Genomic DNA, 18,585 nt, shown 5'->3' with positions numbered 1-18,585 from the left:
CCGTTGTCACTTCGGGTAGCAGTAGTCGGTGGTGGTCCAGCGGGTTCCTCAGCCGCCGAAACCTTAGCCAAAGCCGGAATCCAAACCTATCTCTTTGAACGTAAATTAGACAATGCCAAGCCCTGTGGCGGTGCGATCCCCCTGTGCATGGTCAGTGAATTTGACTTACCCCCGGAAATCATTGACCGCCGCGTGCGCAAAATGAAAATGATATCCCCCTCCAACATTGAGGTGAACATTGGCCATACCCTCAAGGAGCACGAGTATATCGGTATGTGCCGCCGCGAAGTCCTCGATAGCTTTATGCGCAATCGGGCAGCGGCTTTGGGCGCCAACTTGATCAATGGCACTGTCTTTAAGCTAGAGCAGCCCATCACCAGCGATCAGCCCTACACCCTCCACTATGTCCAAGAGGATGGCGCAGTTCAGACCCTCGAAGTGGATGTGGTGATTGGTGCCGATGGCGCAAATTCTCGCATTGCCAAGGAAATTGATGCCGGCGATTACAACTACGCCATTGCCTACCAGGAGCGGATTCGCCTGCCTGAGGACAAAATGGCCTACTACAACGAGTTAGCAGAAATGTACGTGGGGGATGACGTGTCCCCTGACTTTTATGCGTGGGTTTTCCCGAAATATGACCATGTAGCCGTGGGTACGGGCACCATGAAGGTCAATAAAGACCGTATTCGGGAATTGCAAGCAGGAATCCGCCACCGCGCTGCCGCCAAACTGGAGGGGGGGCAAATTATTAAAGTGGAAGCCCACCCCATTCCTGAGCATCCTCGACCTCGGCGAGTGGTCGGCCGCGTGGCCCTTGTGGGCGATGCGGCGGGTACCGTGACCAAGTCCTCCGGAGAAGGCATTTACTTTGCCGCCAAGTCAGCCCGCCTGTGTGCTGAAACGATTGTCGAGACCTCCAACGGCGGTCGCCGTATCCCTACCGAAGCCGATCTCAAGCTCTACCTGAAGCGCTGGGACAAAGCCTACGGCATGACCTATCTTGTTTTGGATCTGCTGCAGCGGGTCTTTTATCGCTCCGATGCCACCCGTGAGGCTTTTGTGGAGATGTGTAGTGATCTTGATGTGCAAAAGCTCACCTTCGATAGCTACCTCTACAAGACTGTTGTGCCCGCTAATCCCTTAGTGCAGTTGAAAATTACGGCAAAAACGATTGGGAGCCTGATGCGGGGCAATGCCCTTGCGCCCTAGGTGAGTTTCGGATCCGCCCTCGCCCTTAGAGGGCTTGGATCCACTCATGAATACTGTAGTCTGTCCACACCTGATGCTGCCAGTAGGGGTCGTTTTCAATTAGTTGGCGCACGGTCTCTTCACTATCCGCCTCATAAATAGCAAAAAAGTAGCGCAGGTCTTTGGTAGGGCCAATGGTGATGAGCAGCCCTTGGTCTTTTTGAGCTGCAAGGCCATCGAGGTGTGCCTGGCGATGGGGGGCACGCCGTTCGCGGACATCTTCACAGTAGCATCCCCAAGCCACAAATTTGGTCATTTGATCCTCCTAGGCTTGTTCGGCAGCAAGTTGCGCCAGTTGTTCCTGCTGATCACGGCTGATGCAGGCTTGGATAATCGGTTCCAAATCCCCCTCTAGGACACTGCTGAGGCTAAAGTTTTGTCCCAGACGGTGATCGGTCACGCGGTCATCTTTGTAGTTGTAGGTACGGATTTTTTCGGAGCGATCGCCAGTGCCCACCTGAGAGCGGCGCATGGAAGTAATGGCTTCCTGTTGTTCCCGCAGCTTTATTTCGTAGAGTTTGGCACGGAGAATCTGGAACGCTCGCTCTTTGTTTTTCAGTTGACTCCGCTCTTCGGTGCAGAAAATACGAATTCCCGTTGGCTTGTGGTATAAATCAACAGCGGTTTCCACCTTATTGACGTTTTGGCCGCCGGCTCCGCCAGATCGGGCGGTGGTGAGTTCAATGTCCTTTGGATCAATTTCGACCTCCACCTCATCCACCTCAGGCATTACAGCGACGGTGGCAGTGGAGGTATGAATTCTGCCGCCAGCTTCTGTTGCTGGTACCCGCTGTACCCGGTGGACACCCGATTCATACTTCAGCTTGCTATAGACGCGATCGCCCTTGATTTCAAGGATGGCTTCTTTGAAGCCGCCCATTTCAGCGAGGGATTCACTCACGAGGGTCACTTGCCAACCTTGGGTTTTGGCATAGCGGGAGTACATCCGTACCAAATCGCCGGCCCAAATCCCTGCTTCATCACCCCCTGCACCTGCCCGAATTTCCAGCATAATGTTTTTCTCATCATTGGGATCACGGGGCAGCAGCAGAATTTTCAGGCGTTCCTCGAGTTTGGCAATGCGGTGACTGAGATCCGCCACTTCTTCCTCAGCCATTTGCCGCAGCTCAGGCTCATTGATGGCTTCCTTGAGAAGCTGACGTGCGTCCAGCAGTTGCTGATTCAACCTTTGCCATTCCTGGTAGGCGTTTACCGTCTCCTCTAGGGCAGCACGGGAGCGGGCTATCTTCTGAAATTCGGTTGGATTGACTGCCACATCCGGATCCGCCAAGCGACGGGTAAGTTCCGTAAAGGTTTGCTCGACAGTGCGGAGTTTTTCCAGAAGATAGGCTTCTGCCATAGGAAAGGCGGCGATACTCTAAACTTTGCGGGAGTAGTACTCAACCACGAGGAGTTCATTCACTTCGAGAGCAACCCATTGGCGCTCAACGATACCGGTGACTCTGCCGGTGAGGGTACTTTTATCGAGTTCCAAGTGGCTGGGGAGATTGGCAAGCCCGGGATTTTGAAGGTTGGTTTCCACCAGACGGCGCGATCGCTCGTTATCGCGGACAGTAATCACATCCCCGGGACGGCACTGATAGCTAGGAATAGAAACAGTGCGACCATTGACCAGAATATGGCCATGATTCACCAATTGGCGAGCTGCTGGAATCGTGGGTGCCATTCCAAGGCGGAAAACGGTGTTGTCTAGCCGCATTTCCAACAACTGCAGGAGGGTTTGTCCGGTGGAACCACTCACGCGGCGGGCTTTGCGCACATAGCGCACGAGTTGTCGCTCCGAGACCCCGTAGTTGAAGCGTAGTTTTTGCTTTTCGTCAAGGCGCAGGGCGTATTCCGAACGCTTTTTGCGGGCTTGGCCATGTTGACCGGGGGGATAGCTCCGCTTGGGGACTTTGCGGGTGAGACCAGCCAGTTCACCCAGACGACGGACAATTCTCAAACGAGGGCCACGATATCGAGCCATGCAACTATACCCAACCTACAGTGATGATGGTGTCCAACCAAGAAATGCGCAAAAAATACACTGATGTGCCGAGGGCACCTTAATCAGCTTGTCTAGTATATCAACGGGATGGGGGCGATCGCAACCCTAGGACGAGGATTTTGGAGCAGCCTCACGGCTTGCCTGCAAGGCTTTGAGATCCAGCAAACTGACGATCGTCCCCGTCATGGGAATGGCCAGGAAGATACCAACAATTCCTGCGACCGTTGCCCCCACCAGGAGGGAAAAAATAGAACCACCGGATTGAGGTTGACGGAGTTGCGCATCACACGGGGCATGAGGATATTTTCCTCTACCTGTTGGAGCAGAATACAGCTGATCAGAACTTGTACACTCAGGGCAATGCTCTTGGGCAACAGGATCAAACAGAGTAGGGAAATGCCCATCGTTGAGCCAATCCCTGGAATGAGATCCAAGCCGCCGGCGATCGCCCCAAGGGCAAGGGCGTAGGGGGCACCTAACACCAGCAAGACAATAAATGTAGCGGTACCAAAGAATAGAGATAGAAGGAAACGGCCACTCAAGAAGCCCAAAAAGTTCCGCTTTAAGGCTTGGGGCAGGCGATCGCGCCACGGGTCGGGCAAAAAACTCAACAGGTACTGCCATAGCTGTTCCCCTTCCAACAGCATAAAGAAAGTAATCACAGCAACAATCATGCCCCCCAGCAAGAGGGCAAAGATAGACTGGAGCTTACCAAACCCAAACTGAATCCCAGCAAGGGCAAAGTTGCGTAATTCTGACTCCAGTTGCTGAAAATTGATGTCTAGATTCCATTGCGCCAGAAACTGCTGCATTCTCTCAAGGGAGTCAATCCACAGATCAACTTGGCTGGGCAAATGGGTGATTAAGTCCTGCAACTGGCCAATGATCGCCAACCCAAGAGTAATCCCCAAGCCGATGAGCAGTGCCAATGTCCCCAGAAACACAATGGTAACCGCAAAACCATGGGGCAAGTAACGTTTGAGCCAGCGCACAGGATAGTTGAGTAAAAACGCCAAAATAGACGAAGAAAGAAAGATGAGTAAGACGTAGGCAAAGTAGTGCAAAAGTTGCACGCCAATCCAGCCCAAAGCAAAGAGCAGGAGCAAGCGCAGTAGGCGGCGGTTTTCGAGGCGATCGAGCCAATTAAACATAAAATTGATTAAAATTCATGCCGGATGCCCCCAACGCTTTGACTATAGCTCATAGGCTTGGTTTTTCTGTCCAGTTACATTGCTTTACAAATGGTCTGCCCCTTTGGGATCATGGGAAGGGATCTCAATCGTCGGGAGTAGATGAGCGTGGATCACCACAGTTGGCAAACCAGTTCGCAGTGGATCATGGTGGGGCTATTGCTCCTGTTTGCGATCGCCCACAGTGGCTTGGCCAGCTTACGTCCTTGGGCAGAAAAGCAGGTGGGTGCCCGCGCCTATCGCATTTTTTTCGCCTTAGTGAGTCTGCCTTTGGCCACAATCTTGATTCTCTACTTTCTAGCGCATCGCTACGACGGCGTCCAACTGTGGCAACTTCAAGGGGTGCCGGGAATGGGGGCGCTAGTGTGGGGACTATCGGCGCTCTCGTTTCTCTTTCTTTATCCAGCCACATTTAACCTGCTGGAAATTGCCGCTGTGCAAAAGCCAGAGGTGCACCTCTACGAGACGGGCATTATTCGCATTACCCGCCACCCACAGTTGTGGGGACAGGTGATCTGGTGTGTGGCTCATACCCTATGGTTGGGCACGTCCTTTAGCCTGCTGACCTCCCTTGGTCTGATTGCCCATCACTGCTTTGGGGTTTGGCATGGCGATCGCCGCTGGTACGCACGGCATGGAGAAGCATTTGCTGCCCTGAAAAACCGCACTTCCATCATTCCCTTCAAAGCCATTTGGGAGGGTAAGCAACAACTGGTATGGCAGGAATTTTTGCGCCCCGCCTATGGGGGAGTGGTTATTTTTGTCGCCCTGCTGTGGTGGCTGCATCCCTCCTTTTACCATGTGACACAGCAACTCTTGCCCTTTTAGCCTCTCCCCTGGAAATTGCGCATAATTGAGTTAGAGCTATCCCGTTTCAGGAAAAATTTTTCCACCAGTGTCCTCCCTCTTCCCCCTTTCTACTGCTGAATCTCGCCTCACTCGTCTTTTCAATCAATTGCACCCCCCTCCGGAAACAGTCGTACTGGTCTTGGCAGTGCTCATTGGCGGCAGCGCTGGCCTCAGTGTGCTGCTGTTTCGTTACCTGATTGAAACAATTCATTACCTTGCCCTTGAAAACTTGATGGGGATCATTGGTCGCTGGGGGAGGTGGACACTTGCCTGTGTTCCCACCCTTGGGGGCTTGCTGGTGGGGATTGTCCGTTGGCTTGTCCAAGAGTTTAGTCCCAACCTGATGTCATTGATGGGTGCTGTCGAAGCTGGTAAGGAAATTCCCCTTATTCGCCCCATTGCCAAAACCCTTGCGGCGGCAATTTCCCTGGGTACAGGTGCGTCCCTTGGTCCAGAAGGACCCAGTGTGGAAGTGGGCGCCAACATCGGCATTCTCCTTGGTCAAGGGTTGAAGGTCTCGCGAGAACGGCAAAAGCTGCTCCTTGGGGCAGGGGCAGCGGCAGGTTTAGCAGCAGGCTTCAATGCTCCGATCGCTGGCGTGTTCTTTGCCCTAGAGGTGGTCTTAGGAACCACCTTTGAAACAACGGCTGTGAGTGTGGTGCTTTTGGCCGCTGTGATTTCTGCCCTAATTACCCAAATTGGCTTGGGGTCACAACCCGCCTTTGAGCTGCCCGCCTATGAGGTACGCAGTTCCCTTGAGTTGCCCTTGTATTTGGGCTTGGGACTGTTGGCCTACGGCGTTGCCATTGTCTATACCCAGTTACTTCAGTGGCTCCCGCAAGCCTTTCAGGGGAGGATTCCACCTCTGCAGTTTTTAGGTTGCATTCCCCTACCAGTGCGTCCCTTGATGGGGGGCCTCTGCGTTGGCTTGGTTGCCCTGTATTTGCCGCAAGTGCTGGGCATTGGCTATGAAACAGTGGAAGCAATCCTCAGGGATGTGAATTTTTCCCTTGGCTTGCTGTTGGTGTTGCTCGTTACCAAGATGCTCTTAACGGCAGTGAGTCTAGGCAGTGGTCTCGTGGGGGGCATCTTTGCGCCGGCACTCTTTTTGGGAGCCTCCCTTGGGGCTGCCTACGGTAAGGTGTTACCTATTCTCTTACCGATGTTTGCCAACAGTATTGCTGCTCCTGCCGCTTATGCAACCGTGGGAATGGCCGCCGTCCTTGCTGCTAGTGTCAATGCACCCTTAACCGCTATTTTGCTGCTTTTTGAAATGACGCGGGACTATCGCATTATTTTGCCCCTGATGGCAGCGGTGGGCTTAAGTGTCTGGTTAGTGAATAGTTTTAGTGTGCAAAAACCGGGTGAGCTGCCCGCCTTGGCACCCAGCAGCATTGAGCCCCACAAGGAGGAGCAGGAGGAAAGTCTCCCCAACCTTTTTGTGGCAGAGGCCATGCAATCGCAGGTGCTGTTTCTCAGCGAAGCGACGCCTGTGGTCGAAGCGGGCTTACAACTCATTCAAAAAAAAGTCTACTGTGCCTTTGTGACCGATAGTCAGCAGAACTTGCTGGGGTTGATCACCCTTGGGGATATTAATCGGGTGCTGACCCGTTGGGAAGCGGATCAGGAAACAACCGCCTATCAAACCCAAACGGTAGGGAGTGTCTGTACGCGGGAGCTGTTGCTGGCCTATAGTGATGAACCCCTGAAGGATGCTATCGATCGCATGGCGGCGCGGGATTTAAGGCAGTTGCCTGTGGTGGATCGCAATTACCCCCAACGGGTGTTAGGACTACTCACCAGAGAGAATATCCGCCTTGCCTATTCTCTGGATCAAACCCGACGTAAGCTACTGCCCTATTTGGAGCGGGCGATGCTGTCATTGCCCCTAGAACCTGAACCGGTTGCTTCAGACCTCGTGGAGACTTCCCCCTAACTGGGAGCGCAGGTGAATGACCTCACCAATGACAATCAAGGCAGGTGTTTGAATCTTTGCCTCGTCATAGGTGGCGATCGCTCGCTCTAGGGTTGTCACCACCACCCGTTGTTGCGGTGTTGTTCCGGATTCAATAAAGGCTAAGGGAGTCTGGGGCGATCGCCCCCCTGCCAGCAATTGCGGCACAATTTCCCCCAGATGGTGAAGTCCCATGTAAATCACAAGCGTATCCACCGCAGTTGCCAAAGCTGACCAATTGACGCGCGGTTGATAGCGGCCAGCCGCCTCATGGCCCGTAACAAAGACTACCGAAGAGCTAAAGTCCCGATGGGTTAAGGGAATTCGGGCATAGGCAGGTGCAGCTACGCCACTGGTAACCCCGGGGACTACTTCCACAGCAATACCTGCCTCAACCAAGGCAAGACACTCTTCGCCGCCACGGCCAAAGACAAAGGGATCACCACCTTTGAGGCGCACAATGACGGCATGGCGCCCTGCCAACTCAATCAATAGGCGGCAAATCTCAGCCTGACAAAGGGTATGGTTACCCCGCCGCTTGCCCACATGAATTTTTTCCGCTTGGGGATTAATTAGTCCTAGGATCTCCGGACTAATCAGGGCATCGTAGAGCACCACATCGGCACATTCCAGAAGCATTTTGGCGCGAAGCGTGAGCAGCCCGACATCTCCGGGGGCCTGCGCCCACCAAATATACTTTGCCAATCAATTGTGATGAACTCATTCTTGAATTCAACCTTGCATAGCGATTTCTACCTACCGAAGAGCTAGAGTGGCTCACTCAACAGTCACCATTTCTGCCGGTAGTGCTTCCCACCCTTGTCCCTTGCGCACCAGCAGCGGTGGTTCGACGGTGAGATCAAGAATACTCGACATTTGTTGTCCCGGCCCTTCCCCCGTATCAATAATCAAATCCACCCGTTTGTCAAAGGCATCGAAGAGATCTGCAGTATTCACATAATAGGTCTCGTCCTCGGGTAGTCGTGCTGAGGTGGAAATAATTGGATTCCCCAGGGCGGTCAACAGCGCTTGGCTCACTACGTGGTCAGGCACACGGATCCCCGTAGTTTTGCGTTTGGGATTTTGGACAAGGCGGGGCACCAGTTTGGTAGCGGGCAGCAAAAAGGTGTAGGGTCCCGGAATCAGGCGACGCATGAGGCGATAAGCGGAATCACTGACATAGGCATACTGGGCAATGTTGGAGAGAGAAGAGCACAAAAAGGTGACGGGTTTATCGTTAGAGAGTTGCTTGAGTTGGCGTACCCGTTGCACCGCTCCCTTGTGGTTCATGTCGCAGCCAATGGCATAGACCGTGTCCGTGGGGTAGAGCATGACTGCCCCTTCTTTGAGCGCCTCAACAATTTGGGCGATGGTGCGGGGCTGGGGGTTGACAGGATGAAGCTCAAAAATTGCTGCCATTAAACAATTCGCAAAGGCACTACCGCTATAGTGTAGTTTTAGTTTAACGGCAACAGCATGCGCGAATGTAGCCCATACAGTCTTTCCAGCGAATCTTCGGCTGACTACGTTTGGGGGAGCCAATTCTGGGTCAAAACCCCTCTAGGAGCTATGGCAAGGTGTCAGGAAAGGGGCTTAGTGGTCAACCCGTTTGCTCTGCTGCTTGGCGGTGAGCATGTCCATAGCCTGTAGCAAGCTTAGCGAGCTGGGTCATCCCGCAAGGGAGGACTATCAGCTATCATCGCTCAATTTGAGTGGGGGCATCCATGATCGCATCCCACCTAACTATTAAAGCGGTGCTGCGGAACCACCGGACGTTGCTCGCGGTCTCTAGCTCTAGCACTGTGTAGAATGCAGTACACTGTATCGGGTTAGTGGATGGTTCTCGATGAAACACTCCTTGCACTATCTCCTGTTTGCCTTGGGTGTGGGGCTGGCGATCGCCCTTGTACCGCGGTTACCTGTTTTTCAACCTGCCGACATGGTTATGGCACAGGGAACTAGTCGGACTATTTCTCCCCAAGGGCTGGCAAACCACCTGAAGAAAATCAATGCCAAAATGTACGGTGCCTACTGGTGTCCTGCCTGTATGAAGCAAAAGGAGCTCTTTGGCAGCGCCTTTAAGAGAATTAACTACATTGAGTGCGATGCACGCGGTACCAATGGCCAACCAGAACTGTGCAAAGAGGCCAATATCCGTGCTTATCCCACATGGGAAATCAACGGTAAACGCTATGAGGGCGTCTATCCCCTAGAGGGTCTAGCTCAGCTCTCGGGGTATCAGGGGCGCTGATGCTCTCGAGGCCTAAAAACTCTTTTGGGGAGAGAATTTAGCACTAACTTTTATAGTCAAACTTTTATAGTCAATTGTCAATTGATTGCTCTGTTGCTTATCCTCACAAGGGAGTAGAGCGTTTGCACTATTGGGCAATCGAAAGAACCCAGGGCATTCTTGTGATTAGGATCACGACAAAAACGTAGTTTCGATCACAGGCTAACGAAATGTTGCCTTCTATCATGCAGATATGTTAGGACCTTTCAGTTGTGCCCCCGAATTCCAGCACTGTCGGTAGCGGCGTGGCTTAGGAGCGCATTCCTCCCTATGAATACTTGGATCAAGGGCAACGACTACCAACTGATTTACGATCACTTGCTGGAATGCGTGCAACATGAGAGCCCGCAGCAAGTCATTGAGCGGTTTCGTGCCCTTTTTCTTATGGGCTATACCTATCCCGATCGCCAGATTCAAGGGGCGATGGATCGGATTGTGACTGAAGCACAGGTGGCAGACCGTTTCCGTCCCTTCATGAACCGCTGCTGCCACATTTTAATTAACCGCTGGCAGTCGCGTCCTTTGCTGCAAGGGGCTGTTCCGGAATTTCTGGCCATGTTGCAAACCCCTGTGGGAATGCCCGCAGGCGGTCTGAGCCGGGCACCAGTGGTGCGTAAGCTGCGGCTACTCGTCAAGGATTATTTAGAGAGTGAAGCCTTTCAAAAGCTGCAGCGCATAGTGCAATTCTTTCAAGAAGATGCCCAGGATACTGTACAGATTCAACGAAATGGCGATCGCCCCCTTGCCACCCTCATTCGCCGCTACCCCTATCTTTACAACCACTGCCTAGTGGGGGATGACACCCCACCGGAAGAGCTGCGCTACATTCAAGAGGTTCAGCAAAAAGCCACACAGGAATTTGAAATGAACCTGAGTCACTACCTCACCAGTGAGTTTCGCCGTGCCCAGGGACATCAAAATATCCCCCCTATCAAAAATCCCACCTTGCTCTCTACAGAGGAAGTCAGAACCTCAATTCAGCATTTTGTCGGTAAGGTGGATGGCCGCCACACCTATCGCGACTTGGCCAGTCAATTTGAGCAGCGGCTGCAACGGATGAAATCCACCCGCGACTTTCGGGATGCCTTCTTCCACTACTTGACGGACACCACGGCGAATGTGGGTCGGGGTCGGTTTCGCCAGCGCTTTTACCAGTATTTGGAAACGCTGCCCCTCTTTCAGCAGCCACAGCCTCTAAATGAATTTACCATTGTGCGCACCTGTAGCCAGACCCTCAACTACCTGGTTGTCGAGAGCGCCCAGAACCCCAACCATCTGGTTTTTGTTGACTTGCTCAATAACATCGGCACGGCGGCAACCATTGGCCTATTGCTCAAGATTGTTCTCCTCAGCCGGAAAGTGAAACCCTACCTTGAAAAACGCTTTGCCATCTTGTTTAACCACTATCAATCTTTTAGTCGGGGCAAGGTGCGCTGGCTGGTGAATTGCCTAGAGCATTTTAATATTGCCCATGCCACCCACTTTGGCAAATTGGATTTCTCCTTTTTTGCCCGCTGGTAGGCTCCTCTATTCCAAGTCCTCAGCCAAAATCTTGGCGATCGCCACCTGAGATTGTTGCCGAAATTGACTCACATCCACTCGTTTGAGCAGCAAAACAGCGGCCAGCATTCCTAGCATCGGCAGACAAAAGACAAAGCCGTAGGCGAGGATCGGCACGCCAAACAGTTGACGACCAATATCGAGGGCCGTCCCGCCGACAATGGTAGCTGATCCCCGGGCAATGGCCTGGGCCAAGCCCCAAGCCCCAATGAATGTCCCTGCCGTTTCTGCCGCCGTTAAATCCAGCATCAGACTCAGGGCTCCTGTTGTTGTTACTCCCGCGGCAATGCCAAAGAGAAAGAGTTGCAACTGAAAGAGCCACACCTGGTGCGTGACCCCTGAGATGATGAGTAGTAAAAACATCAAGGCCACCCCCCAACAGCCATAGGTGGTGGTTCGAATCTTGCCAAGGCGCGGCACAATCAAAAATCCTGTGAAACTCAAACCAACAAGGGTGCCCATGCCCCAATAGGCATTCAAGCGGGTGGTTTCGGCGATCGTCATACCAAAGACTTCACCGCCAAAGGGTTCAAGAATCGGCTCCTGAATAAATAAACTCAGGGTCATCAGGACAAGAAAGAGAAAAAAGCGCCATGTTTGGGAGTTAGCAGTAAGAATTTTTAGGGCGCGACCAAGGGTAATGTTTTCAGGGTTGTTACAGGTGTAACTGCGCACATGGTAGCGGGAATACTTGGCCTCAACTCCCCAGGTGCTGGCGATCGCGAGAGCAAAGACCACCGTCAAAACCACCAAAAAAGACGATTGACACTTTGTTGCAGAAGTTCAATGGGGGCATCTAGCTCCAATTGCCGCAGCAGCACGCTAGTGAGAATGGCACCGACAACAATGCCCACGGTCAACATGGACCAGACAATGCCCACCAATTTGCCTCGATCCTCTTCTTCAGAGACATCCACTAGCAGGGCAGCAAAGGGAGTCGAGCTACTGCTAACACAAATGCCATAGGCGGCAAAGAGTAATCCCAACAGGGCAATCCATCCTTGAGTGAACAGACTCCAGCCCGTTTGATCTAAACTTTGTCCCACCTGCCAGATCACTTGAACAATGGCATAGGTGACCAAGGTAAAGGCCAAAGCCCCACCCCAGACATACCCCGTGCGATGATAGCCACCAATGGGATGGGCATCAGAGAGCTGACCAAACCACACTCGCACCGGTGCGACAAGTTGATGCATGGCGATCGTGAGGGTCACCAATGTCGCTGGCACCGCCAATTCCTTGATCAAGATGCGGTTGAGAACCCCCAACACCAGAATCGACATCATGCCCAGTCCCATCTGAAAGAGACCCAAGCGAAACATGACCCAGAGGGGCAGCGGCGGGGGTGCAGCGGCAGAAGGAGTGGCCATACCTCACTCAACTCACATCACTAAACTCACATCAATAATAGAAGATGATAAATGATTTTCAGAGCAAACTTAGATTGCCATCAAGAACGAAATCGTCAATGATACAATTAGGGCAATCAGGGTCAAAAAGAGCGATCGCTTCAAAGATTCTATATAAGCGGACATGGGTTGCATCACCTCATCAGTAGGATGGTTTGTGCAGTCTTCGATCGATGGAAAAAGGGCGGTATTGTGTTAACTTGTAGTCTTTTATTGTACTGCCTTTTTCTCAGGGCCAAAACTCTACAGGGCAGGCATCCATCACAGTTGAGGACGGATCAGAATCAATGGGGATAAACCTACGCTCACCATTATTTATTGTTTTGCTCACAATTGTCATCGACCGCTTGGGTGAGAGTCTGATTCTCCCCATTTTGCCCTTCCTCGTAGAGCGATTTAACTTTGATGCGTTGAGCCTGACACTGCTATTCTCTGCTTTCGCTGCTGCTCAATTTATTGCTGCTCCGCTACTAGGTGCCCTCTCGGATCACTGGGGACGTCGTCCGGTGTTGCTGATTTGTATTGCCGGCACTGCTGCGTCCTACATTCTCTTTGCTGTGGCCACAGCGCCATGGTTGCTCTTTGTCTCGCGGATTATTGATGGCCTTACTGGGGGCGTGGTTTCAACGGCTCAGGCCTATATTGCCGATACCTCAGCTCCGGCAAATCGGGCTAAGAATTTTGGTTTAACGGGGGCGGCTTTTGGGATTGGCTTCATTTTTGGGCCGGCCCTTGGCGGCAGCCTAGCAGCCATTGATCTCAAGTGGCCGATTTGGTTTGCCGCTGTTTTGGCACTGGTCAATGTGGTTTTGGCTTACTTTATCTTGCCGGAGTCATTGCCCGCAGCCCAGCGATCGCCCCTGACCCTAAAGAGTTTTGCCTTGCAGCAGCAGTGGTTGGCGCTATTCAATCAACGCACACTGCAAGCCTTACTAATGGCCTTTTTTATCTTCAACTTTGCCTTTGCGGGCTTTACCAGTATTTTCGTCCTCTTTTTGAAGCGACAATTGAATTGGGGACCCGCCCAAGCTGGGATCATTTTTGTGATCATTGGCGTTGTCAGTACGATTGTGCAGGCGGGCTTGATTCGATCCTTGATTCCTCGGTTTGGTGAGCAGCGCTTGAGCTTGGGGGGACTGCTACTGGTGGCCTTGGCCCTGTTGGGGATTGCCGCCATTCCCACTGTGGGCAGCTTGAGTGTGCCTTTACTCTACACGTGTGTGATCGGTTTGGCCTTTGGTGTGGGCATCATGTTGCCCTCGCTGCGGGGAGTGATCTCCAATCGGGTGCGGGATCAAGATCAGGGAAAAATTCTTGGCGCTAGCCAATCCCTCCAAAGTGTGGCGGGAATTGCTGGCCCTGCATGGGCAGGATGGGCCTTCGATCGCTGGGGTGGCGTGGCACCCGCTTGGCAAAGCAGTGTGATGATGGCGATCGCCCTTGGCTTTTTAGCGCTGGGGTTGGGCAAGCCCAAGGATGCGACCCCTAGCACTCTCTAAGCAAAATATGTCAAACTGCTAAGCAAAGACTATCATTCCCTTATTTTTCCAACCTTTGCACCCTCTCGCAGCTCACCTATGATGCGGTTGTCTTTTCCTCAGCCTTCTCGACAGCCCCGTTGGCTCTACTGTTGGCGACGATCGCTCCGCTATCACTATTTGCGCCTGATGCGCTCCCACAGCAGCATCGAGAGTATTGCCCGTGGTCTCGGGGCAGGGGTCTTTGCTGGCATGCTGCCTCTGTTTGGTGGTCAGATGCTCATTGCCGTTACCCTAGCGCTCCTAGTGCGGGGAAATAAGCCCTTGGCCGCCCTTGCCACTTGGGTGAGCAACCCTTTCACCTATGTGCCCTTGTTTTGGTTTAACTTTCAGGTGGGTTGGTGGCTGATGGGGCAGCCTGCCCTATCTTTTGGTGAATGGCAATCTTGGGAAAAGCTCCTAGAACAAGGGGGGCAAATGGCAATGATTCTCATTTTTGGCAGCGTTTGGGTGGGCATCATAGCTGGACTCTTCACCTATGCCCTGTGTTTGCGTCTGCTACCCCCCCTGCGGCAACGCTTTCGCCGGCATTCTGCTAGGGCTGCTGTAAATTTTCCAAACCGGCCACAACCTTAGCAGACTGCAGGCGATCGCCCTGTTGGATCCTGTCCACTACGTCCATACCATCGGTGACATAGCCGAAAACGGCGTAATTGCCATCCAGAAAGTCCAGTTGATCGAGGGCAATGTAAAACTGGGCTGAGGCCGAGTCCGGTAGTTGCGATCGCGCCATGGCCACCGCACCGCGCGTGTGCTTCAGGATGGGTGAGACTTTGCCCGCTTGGCTATAGGTGGGGGTGTCACTGCCCTGACCAAGAATTTCTAGGGGAATATAGCGGGGGCGATTGGTTGCTGGGTCAATAAATGAACCCGTACCGTAAAGTTGCGGCGATACCTTGGGGTCTTTAGTTTGGGGATCTCCCCCTTGAACCACAAAGGGTCGGGGTTCACGGACGACGCGGTGAAAAATCGTGCCATCATAGACCCCCCGATTCACTAAATCCACAAAGTTGCCAGCAGTAATTGGGGCAGCATCCCCCTTCACTTGAATCGTAATCGGGCGATCGTTGACCGTCAGCACAACCGTTGCATCGCCATTGAGTCGAGGTAAGTTGGCCATAGGGGTTGGGCTTTGTGCTCCTGGAATTGAACTCGTGTCAGCCACTGAAGAGAGTGACGCACAACTCACCAGCAGAAGCACACTGAGCACCATCACCAACCGTTGCAGAAATCGTGGCAATCCTGTGCCGCACTTCAGGGGTTTCATTGACCAGCCACTCCAAGCTAACCTCTCTATTATGCTGTACTGTTGACCCTTAATTGCTGCGGGGAAGCGGCTGCTGTGTTGGTTGTTGCCGCAGTTGTACCAAGGGTTCATCGGGGTTCACCAGATCAATAAAGGCCATTTGCCGAGGATCCAAATACTGGGGCAACTCCTTGAGACGGGCCAAGGCACTGAGTTGTTTATTGAAGGTGGGACTATTCCACTGCACGACCCCAAGGTGAACCGGCGCGAGGGGAGTTTGGACCACAAGATTCTGTTCATTGCGCCAATCTAAGCCCGTAATGGGTAAATCCTGCTGCTGGAGAATCCGGTGAATCTGCTGCCACTGCTGCTGGCGATCGCTATCCACCGCCAATGTTTGCGGACGCGGCGCCTCCTTAACTGGTACAAAATACCCCTGCAACTGGAGGGTCGGCATTGGCTTTACGGCACTGGCTTGATAACTACTCAGCGGCGCAACAAATCCGAGGCCATCCACCAACCAGCGACTGGCAGGCCCTTGAAGCCGACCCGTTTCACTCATCACCCAGCATTGATTACAGGTGGCAACGGCGACAGGCTTGCGTTCTTGAACTTCAACAATCAGGGTGGGCGGAAAGAGTTGGCGGGCGATCGTCACTCGTTGCAGAGGCAGCGTGGTCTCTAGGACATGAATGATCTCCTGTGGCCGCAAACGGAGCAGCGACTCAGGATACTGAAGGGGCAATTGTGCCTGCAACGCTTCCCTCTTCAGCAGTTGATTGCCACGAATCACCACTTGCTCAGGGCCGCGGATGATCCAGTACGGCAGCGTCAGTCCCCAGACTAGCCCTCCCGTTAGGGTCAAAAGAACACTGGTACGCCAAAGCCCTGCCAGTTGGCGCCAGCGGCGTTTACTTTGCAGCTGGCGGCGCCGTTCACGAATAGCATCATGGGCAGTTGTCCCCTGAGGGGTGGGATTTACCATGGCCACGGCCCTAGTGTTGAGGAAAATTGGAACCTATGATCCTGCACGGGCTGTCATTACTTGGTGATAAGATACGCCATGTTGATTGTCCGCTGAACTGCCTCTATCTTAGTAAAGGCTTTACACCATGCCTCTGAATACACTTCCTCGTTGGTCAAGACCATCCCTGCTCCTTGGGGTGCTACTGCTAGGGGGACTGCCTCGGGCGGTATTTGCCCAGAATCAGTCTAATCGCCCCGATGTCCAGATTGTGAATCCCACACCCCCACCCAGCCTTTCAATCTATACCCTTGAAGGGGGCAAGCGCTTGATAGATGAGGCTGCCGCCGCAGTCAATAACCAAAATTATGCCGTCGCCGCTCGCAAGCTACTGGAGGCGCGTACGGCGATGAACCAACTTTCGAACTTTTATCAGTCCCTCAACTCTAGCTTTTTGGGAATTGATAATACTGCGGCAGACAGTAACCGTCGCCGTGCCCTAGAAGCAGCACAACTGCGCGATCAAGCGACTTTTCAACTGGCGTTGGTCTATCGCGCCAATAACCAACCCGAGCTTGCAGTGCCCCTTTTAGTGGAAATTATCCGGAGCCAAAACCCCACCCGTGAACTGGGACAAAAAGCCTATCAGCAATTGCTAGAATTAGGTTTTGTGGATGTGCCCTTTCCGCGTACGGGGGCAATTCCTTCGGCAACCTCGCCACCAGCCACCCCTACTAATCCCCAACCGCGTCAGTAATTCTTCATGAATGATTCTCTCCTCAGTAATGGCCACGCACCTCCGTTGCGCCAAGCCACGGTCGATCGCCAGACTAAAGAAACCAAGGTTCACATTGAACTTACCCTTGATGGCCATGGTCTAGCGGACAATCACACGGGGATTCCCTTCTTGGATCACATGCTGGATCAGCTTTGCACCCACGGCCTTGTGGATTTGCGGGTGCAGGCCAGTGGAGATACCCATATTGACGACCACCACACCAATGAGGATGTGGGCATTACCTTGGGGATGGCTTTGGATCAAGCCTTGGGCGATCGCCGCGGAATTCATCGTTTTGGCCACTTTGTGGCGCCCCTTGATGAAAGCTTAGTGGAAGTTGCCCTAGACTTTTCGGGACGTCCCCACCTTAACTATGGGTTACAGATTCCGACGCAGCGGGTTGGCACCTATGATACGCAACTGGTGCGGGAATTTTTTGTGGCCTTGGTGAATCACAGCCGCATGACGCTGCATATCCGCCAATTGGACGGCATTAACTCCCACCACATTATTGAAGCGACATTCAAAGCCTTTGCCCGTGCCCTGCGGATGGCGATCGCCCTTGACCCGCGCCGCACTCAGCAAATTCCCAGTTCTAAGGGTGTGATCCAAGCCTAGGTGTGGACGTGTCCGTCGGGCATAATGGCTCCTGTGAGGCGTGCCCCGGTTAGTTTGACGAGTAGACGATTGCCTTGACTCATCTTTGCTCCCCGCAGATCGGCACCCCGCAGATCGGCACCACTCAAGTCAGCACCAATGAGATTGGCCCCTTGGAGGTCAGCATAGCTGAGATCCGCCTGCAGCAAATTGGCGCGGAAGAGATTGGCATGGCGCAGGTTGGCGCGGTGGAGAATCACCCGATGCAAAAAGGCATCACTGAGATCGGCATGGCTGAGATTGGCATGGCTGAGGTTACGGCCTTCAAAGTCCTTTTCACTGAGGTTGGCCCCCTGTAAATTGACCCCCGACATATCCTTATGGGGTGGCGTCGTGCGGGGTGGCTCTGGGGGCGGCGGGGCAGCAGTCCGTTGGCGTTGATAGGTGCTGTAGGTGGGGTTGTGGTGTTGAGCATAGCTGTGCTGTGTAGCTTGCTGCGGCCCATGGGTTCCATGATAGCTGCGATAGGTGTAGGGATTTGACTGATAGTGCGGCGGCGGTGAGTGGGGGGGAGGCGAAGCGCGATAGGCCTGCCGCTGGCTAGCAGCTCGCTGGGAGCTTTGCCTCCCCTGTCGGGCAATATGCTGTCGCAGTTGATCCCGTGCTTCATTAAACTGCTTAATCTTCTCCTGTGCCTTCTCGATTAGCCGTGTGTTGTCCTTGGGGATACGATCGGGATGCCAAATAAACACCAAATCCCGATAAGCTCGGTTGACCTCCTCTAGGGTTGCCCCCGGCTCCAACTCCAGTACCCGGTAGCAGGTGTCTAAATCGAGCATTTTCTGACGGCTTATCATGGATATTGATGATCTTAACCACGGGACTGCTCACCTAGGGTTGCGAAAGAATGCGTTAGTATGAACTTATGTAAAGACTTTTCAGTTTTCCTAG

The 18,585-nt window shown here is 53.1% G+C and carries 17 protein-coding genes and 2 pseudogenes; 9 read left to right on the top strand and 10 right to left on the bottom strand.

All coding sequences use genetic code 11. From position 1 onward, the window contains the following. Window positions 1-3 precede the first annotated feature (3 nt). Window positions 4-1,212: a geranylgeranyl reductase gene (chlP, locus tag NK55_RS10155; RefSeq protein ID WP_024125619.1), complete on the top strand. Its 1,209-nt coding sequence runs from the start codon at window positions 4-6 to the stop codon at window positions 1,210-1,212. A gap of 25 nt (window positions 1,213-1,237) precedes the next feature. On the opposite strand, the gene NK55_RS10150 is transcribed toward chlP, so the two are convergent. The 4 genes from NK55_RS10150 to NK55_RS10135 all read right to left on the bottom strand — a co-directional run bounded on the left by NK55_RS10150 (window position 1,238) and on the right by NK55_RS10135 (window position 4,410). Then, the gene (locus tag NK55_RS10150; RefSeq protein ID WP_024125618.1) at window positions 1,238-1,507 is read right to left on the bottom strand and encodes a YciI family protein; all 270 of its coding nucleotides are present in this window, start codon (window positions 1,505-1,507) and stop codon (window positions 1,238-1,240) included. 9 nt (window positions 1,508-1,516) lie between these two features. Continuing rightward, complete coding sequence (prfA, locus tag NK55_RS10145; RefSeq protein ID WP_024125617.1) at window positions 1,517-2,611, bottom strand: peptide chain release factor 1; 1,095 nt, start codon at window positions 2,609-2,611, stop codon at window positions 1,517-1,519. Between the two features lie 18 nt (window positions 2,612-2,629). Continuing rightward, the gene (rpsD, locus tag NK55_RS10140) at window positions 2,630-3,238 is read right to left on the bottom strand and encodes a 30S ribosomal protein S4 (RefSeq protein ID WP_024125616.1); all 609 of its coding nucleotides are present in this window, start codon (window positions 3,236-3,238) and stop codon (window positions 2,630-2,632) included. A 203-nt stretch (window positions 3,239-3,441) separates the two neighbouring features. Continuing rightward, window positions 3,442-4,410 carry an AI-2E family transporter gene (locus NK55_RS10135; RefSeq protein ID WP_024125615.1) on the bottom strand — a complete coding sequence of 323 codons (969 nt, stop codon included), beginning with the start codon at window positions 4,408-4,410 and terminating at the stop codon, window positions 3,442-3,444. A gap of 141 nt (window positions 4,411-4,551) precedes the next feature. On the opposite strand from NK55_RS10135, the gene NK55_RS10130 reads away from it, so the two are divergent. Together NK55_RS10130 and NK55_RS10125 are read left to right on the top strand one after the other, a co-directional pair. Then, window positions 4,552-5,277, top strand: a complete 726-nt coding sequence (locus NK55_RS10130) for an NnrU family protein (protein ID WP_024125614.1) — start codon at window positions 4,552-4,554, stop codon at window positions 5,275-5,277. Between the two features lie 67 nt (window positions 5,278-5,344). Next, complete coding sequence (locus tag NK55_RS10125; protein ID WP_024125613.1) at window positions 5,345-7,234, top strand: chloride channel protein; 1,890 nt, start codon at window positions 5,345-5,347, stop codon at window positions 7,232-7,234. Here the strand turns inward: NK55_RS10125 and cobA are convergent. Further along, window positions 7,208-7,976 (bottom strand): annotated as a pseudogene (gene cobA, locus NK55_RS10120) (uroporphyrinogen-III C-methyltransferase). The gene NK55_RS10125 and the pseudogene cobA overlap by 27 nt on opposite strands. A 53-nt stretch (window positions 7,977-8,029) precedes the next feature. Then, a complete protein-coding gene (locus NK55_RS10115; protein ID WP_024125612.1) occupies window positions 8,030-8,671 on the bottom strand; it encodes an L-threonylcarbamoyladenylate synthase in 642 nt (213 codons plus the stop codon). A gap of 427 nt (window positions 8,672-9,098) precedes the next feature. Here NK55_RS10115 and NK55_RS10110 point away from each other — a divergent pair, with 427 nt between their 5' ends. Together NK55_RS10110 and NK55_RS10105 are read left to right on the top strand one after the other, a co-directional pair. After that, window positions 9,099-9,503 (top strand): hypothetical protein, encoded by a 405-nt coding sequence (locus NK55_RS10110; RefSeq protein WP_024125611.1) that lies wholly within the window; start codon window positions 9,099-9,101, stop codon window positions 9,501-9,503. Between the two features lie 309 nt (window positions 9,504-9,812). Continuing rightward, window positions 9,813-11,063 carry a hypothetical protein gene (locus NK55_RS10105; protein ID WP_024125610.1) on the top strand — a complete coding sequence of 417 codons (1,251 nt, stop codon included), beginning with the start codon at window positions 9,813-9,815 and terminating at the stop codon, window positions 11,061-11,063. Between the two features lie 6 nt (window positions 11,064-11,069). Here NK55_RS10105 and NK55_RS14250 read toward each other — a convergent pair. Further along, window positions 11,070-12,472: pseudogene (locus NK55_RS14250) on the bottom strand (BCD family MFS transporter). Window positions 12,473-12,798: 326 nt separating this feature from the next. Here NK55_RS14250 and NK55_RS10095 point away from each other — a divergent pair. Together NK55_RS10095 and NK55_RS10090 are read left to right on the top strand one after the other, a co-directional pair. Beyond that, on the top strand, window positions 12,799-14,010 hold the full coding sequence (locus NK55_RS10095) for a tetracycline resistance MFS efflux pump (protein WP_024125609.1): 1,212 nt from the start codon (window positions 12,799-12,801) through the stop codon (window positions 14,008-14,010). A gap of 78 nt (window positions 14,011-14,088) precedes the next feature. Continuing rightward, window positions 14,089-14,625, top strand: coding sequence for a DUF2062 domain-containing protein (locus NK55_RS10090; RefSeq protein WP_024125608.1), 537 nt, complete (start codon window positions 14,089-14,091; stop codon window positions 14,623-14,625). Here the strand turns inward: NK55_RS10090 and NK55_RS10085 are convergent. Together NK55_RS10085 and NK55_RS10080 are read right to left on the bottom strand one after the other, a co-directional pair. Further along, window positions 14,585-15,316: a peptidylprolyl isomerase gene (locus NK55_RS10085; RefSeq protein ID WP_024125607.1), complete on the bottom strand. Its 732-nt coding sequence runs from the start codon at window positions 15,314-15,316 to the stop codon at window positions 14,585-14,587. The genes NK55_RS10090 and NK55_RS10085 overlap by 41 nt on opposite strands. A gap of 49 nt (window positions 15,317-15,365) precedes the next feature. Further along, window positions 15,366-16,280 (bottom strand): cell division protein FtsQ/DivIB, encoded by a 915-nt coding sequence (locus NK55_RS10080; RefSeq protein ID WP_024125606.1) that lies wholly within the window; start codon window positions 16,278-16,280, stop codon window positions 15,366-15,368. A 127-nt stretch (window positions 16,281-16,407) separates the two neighbouring features. On the opposite strand from NK55_RS10080, the gene NK55_RS10075 reads away from it, so the two are divergent. Both NK55_RS10075 and hisB read left to right on the top strand, forming a co-directional pair. Continuing rightward, window positions 16,408-17,016, top strand: coding sequence for a hypothetical protein (locus tag NK55_RS10075; protein ID WP_024125605.1), 609 nt, complete (start codon window positions 16,408-16,410; stop codon window positions 17,014-17,016). Between the two features lie 6 nt (window positions 17,017-17,022). Then, on the top strand, window positions 17,023-17,655 hold the full coding sequence (gene hisB / locus NK55_RS10070; RefSeq protein WP_024125604.1) for an imidazoleglycerol-phosphate dehydratase HisB: 633 nt from the start codon (window positions 17,023-17,025) through the stop codon (window positions 17,653-17,655). Here the strand turns inward: hisB and NK55_RS10065 are convergent. Further along, window positions 17,652-18,491, bottom strand: a complete 840-nt coding sequence (locus NK55_RS10065) for a pentapeptide repeat-containing protein (protein WP_157869717.1) — start codon at window positions 18,489-18,491, stop codon at window positions 17,652-17,654. The two genes, hisB and NK55_RS10065, sit on opposite strands and share 4 nt — an antisense overlap. Between the last annotated feature and the right edge of the window lie 94 nt (window positions 18,492-18,585).

Origin of the sequence: Thermosynechococcus sp. NK55a (assembly GCF_000505665.1) — a bacterium.
Classification (GTDB): domain Bacteria; phylum Cyanobacteriota; class Cyanobacteriia; order Thermosynechococcales; family Thermosynechococcaceae; genus Thermosynechococcus.
This window is presented reverse-complemented; position numbering and strand designations above follow the sequence as displayed.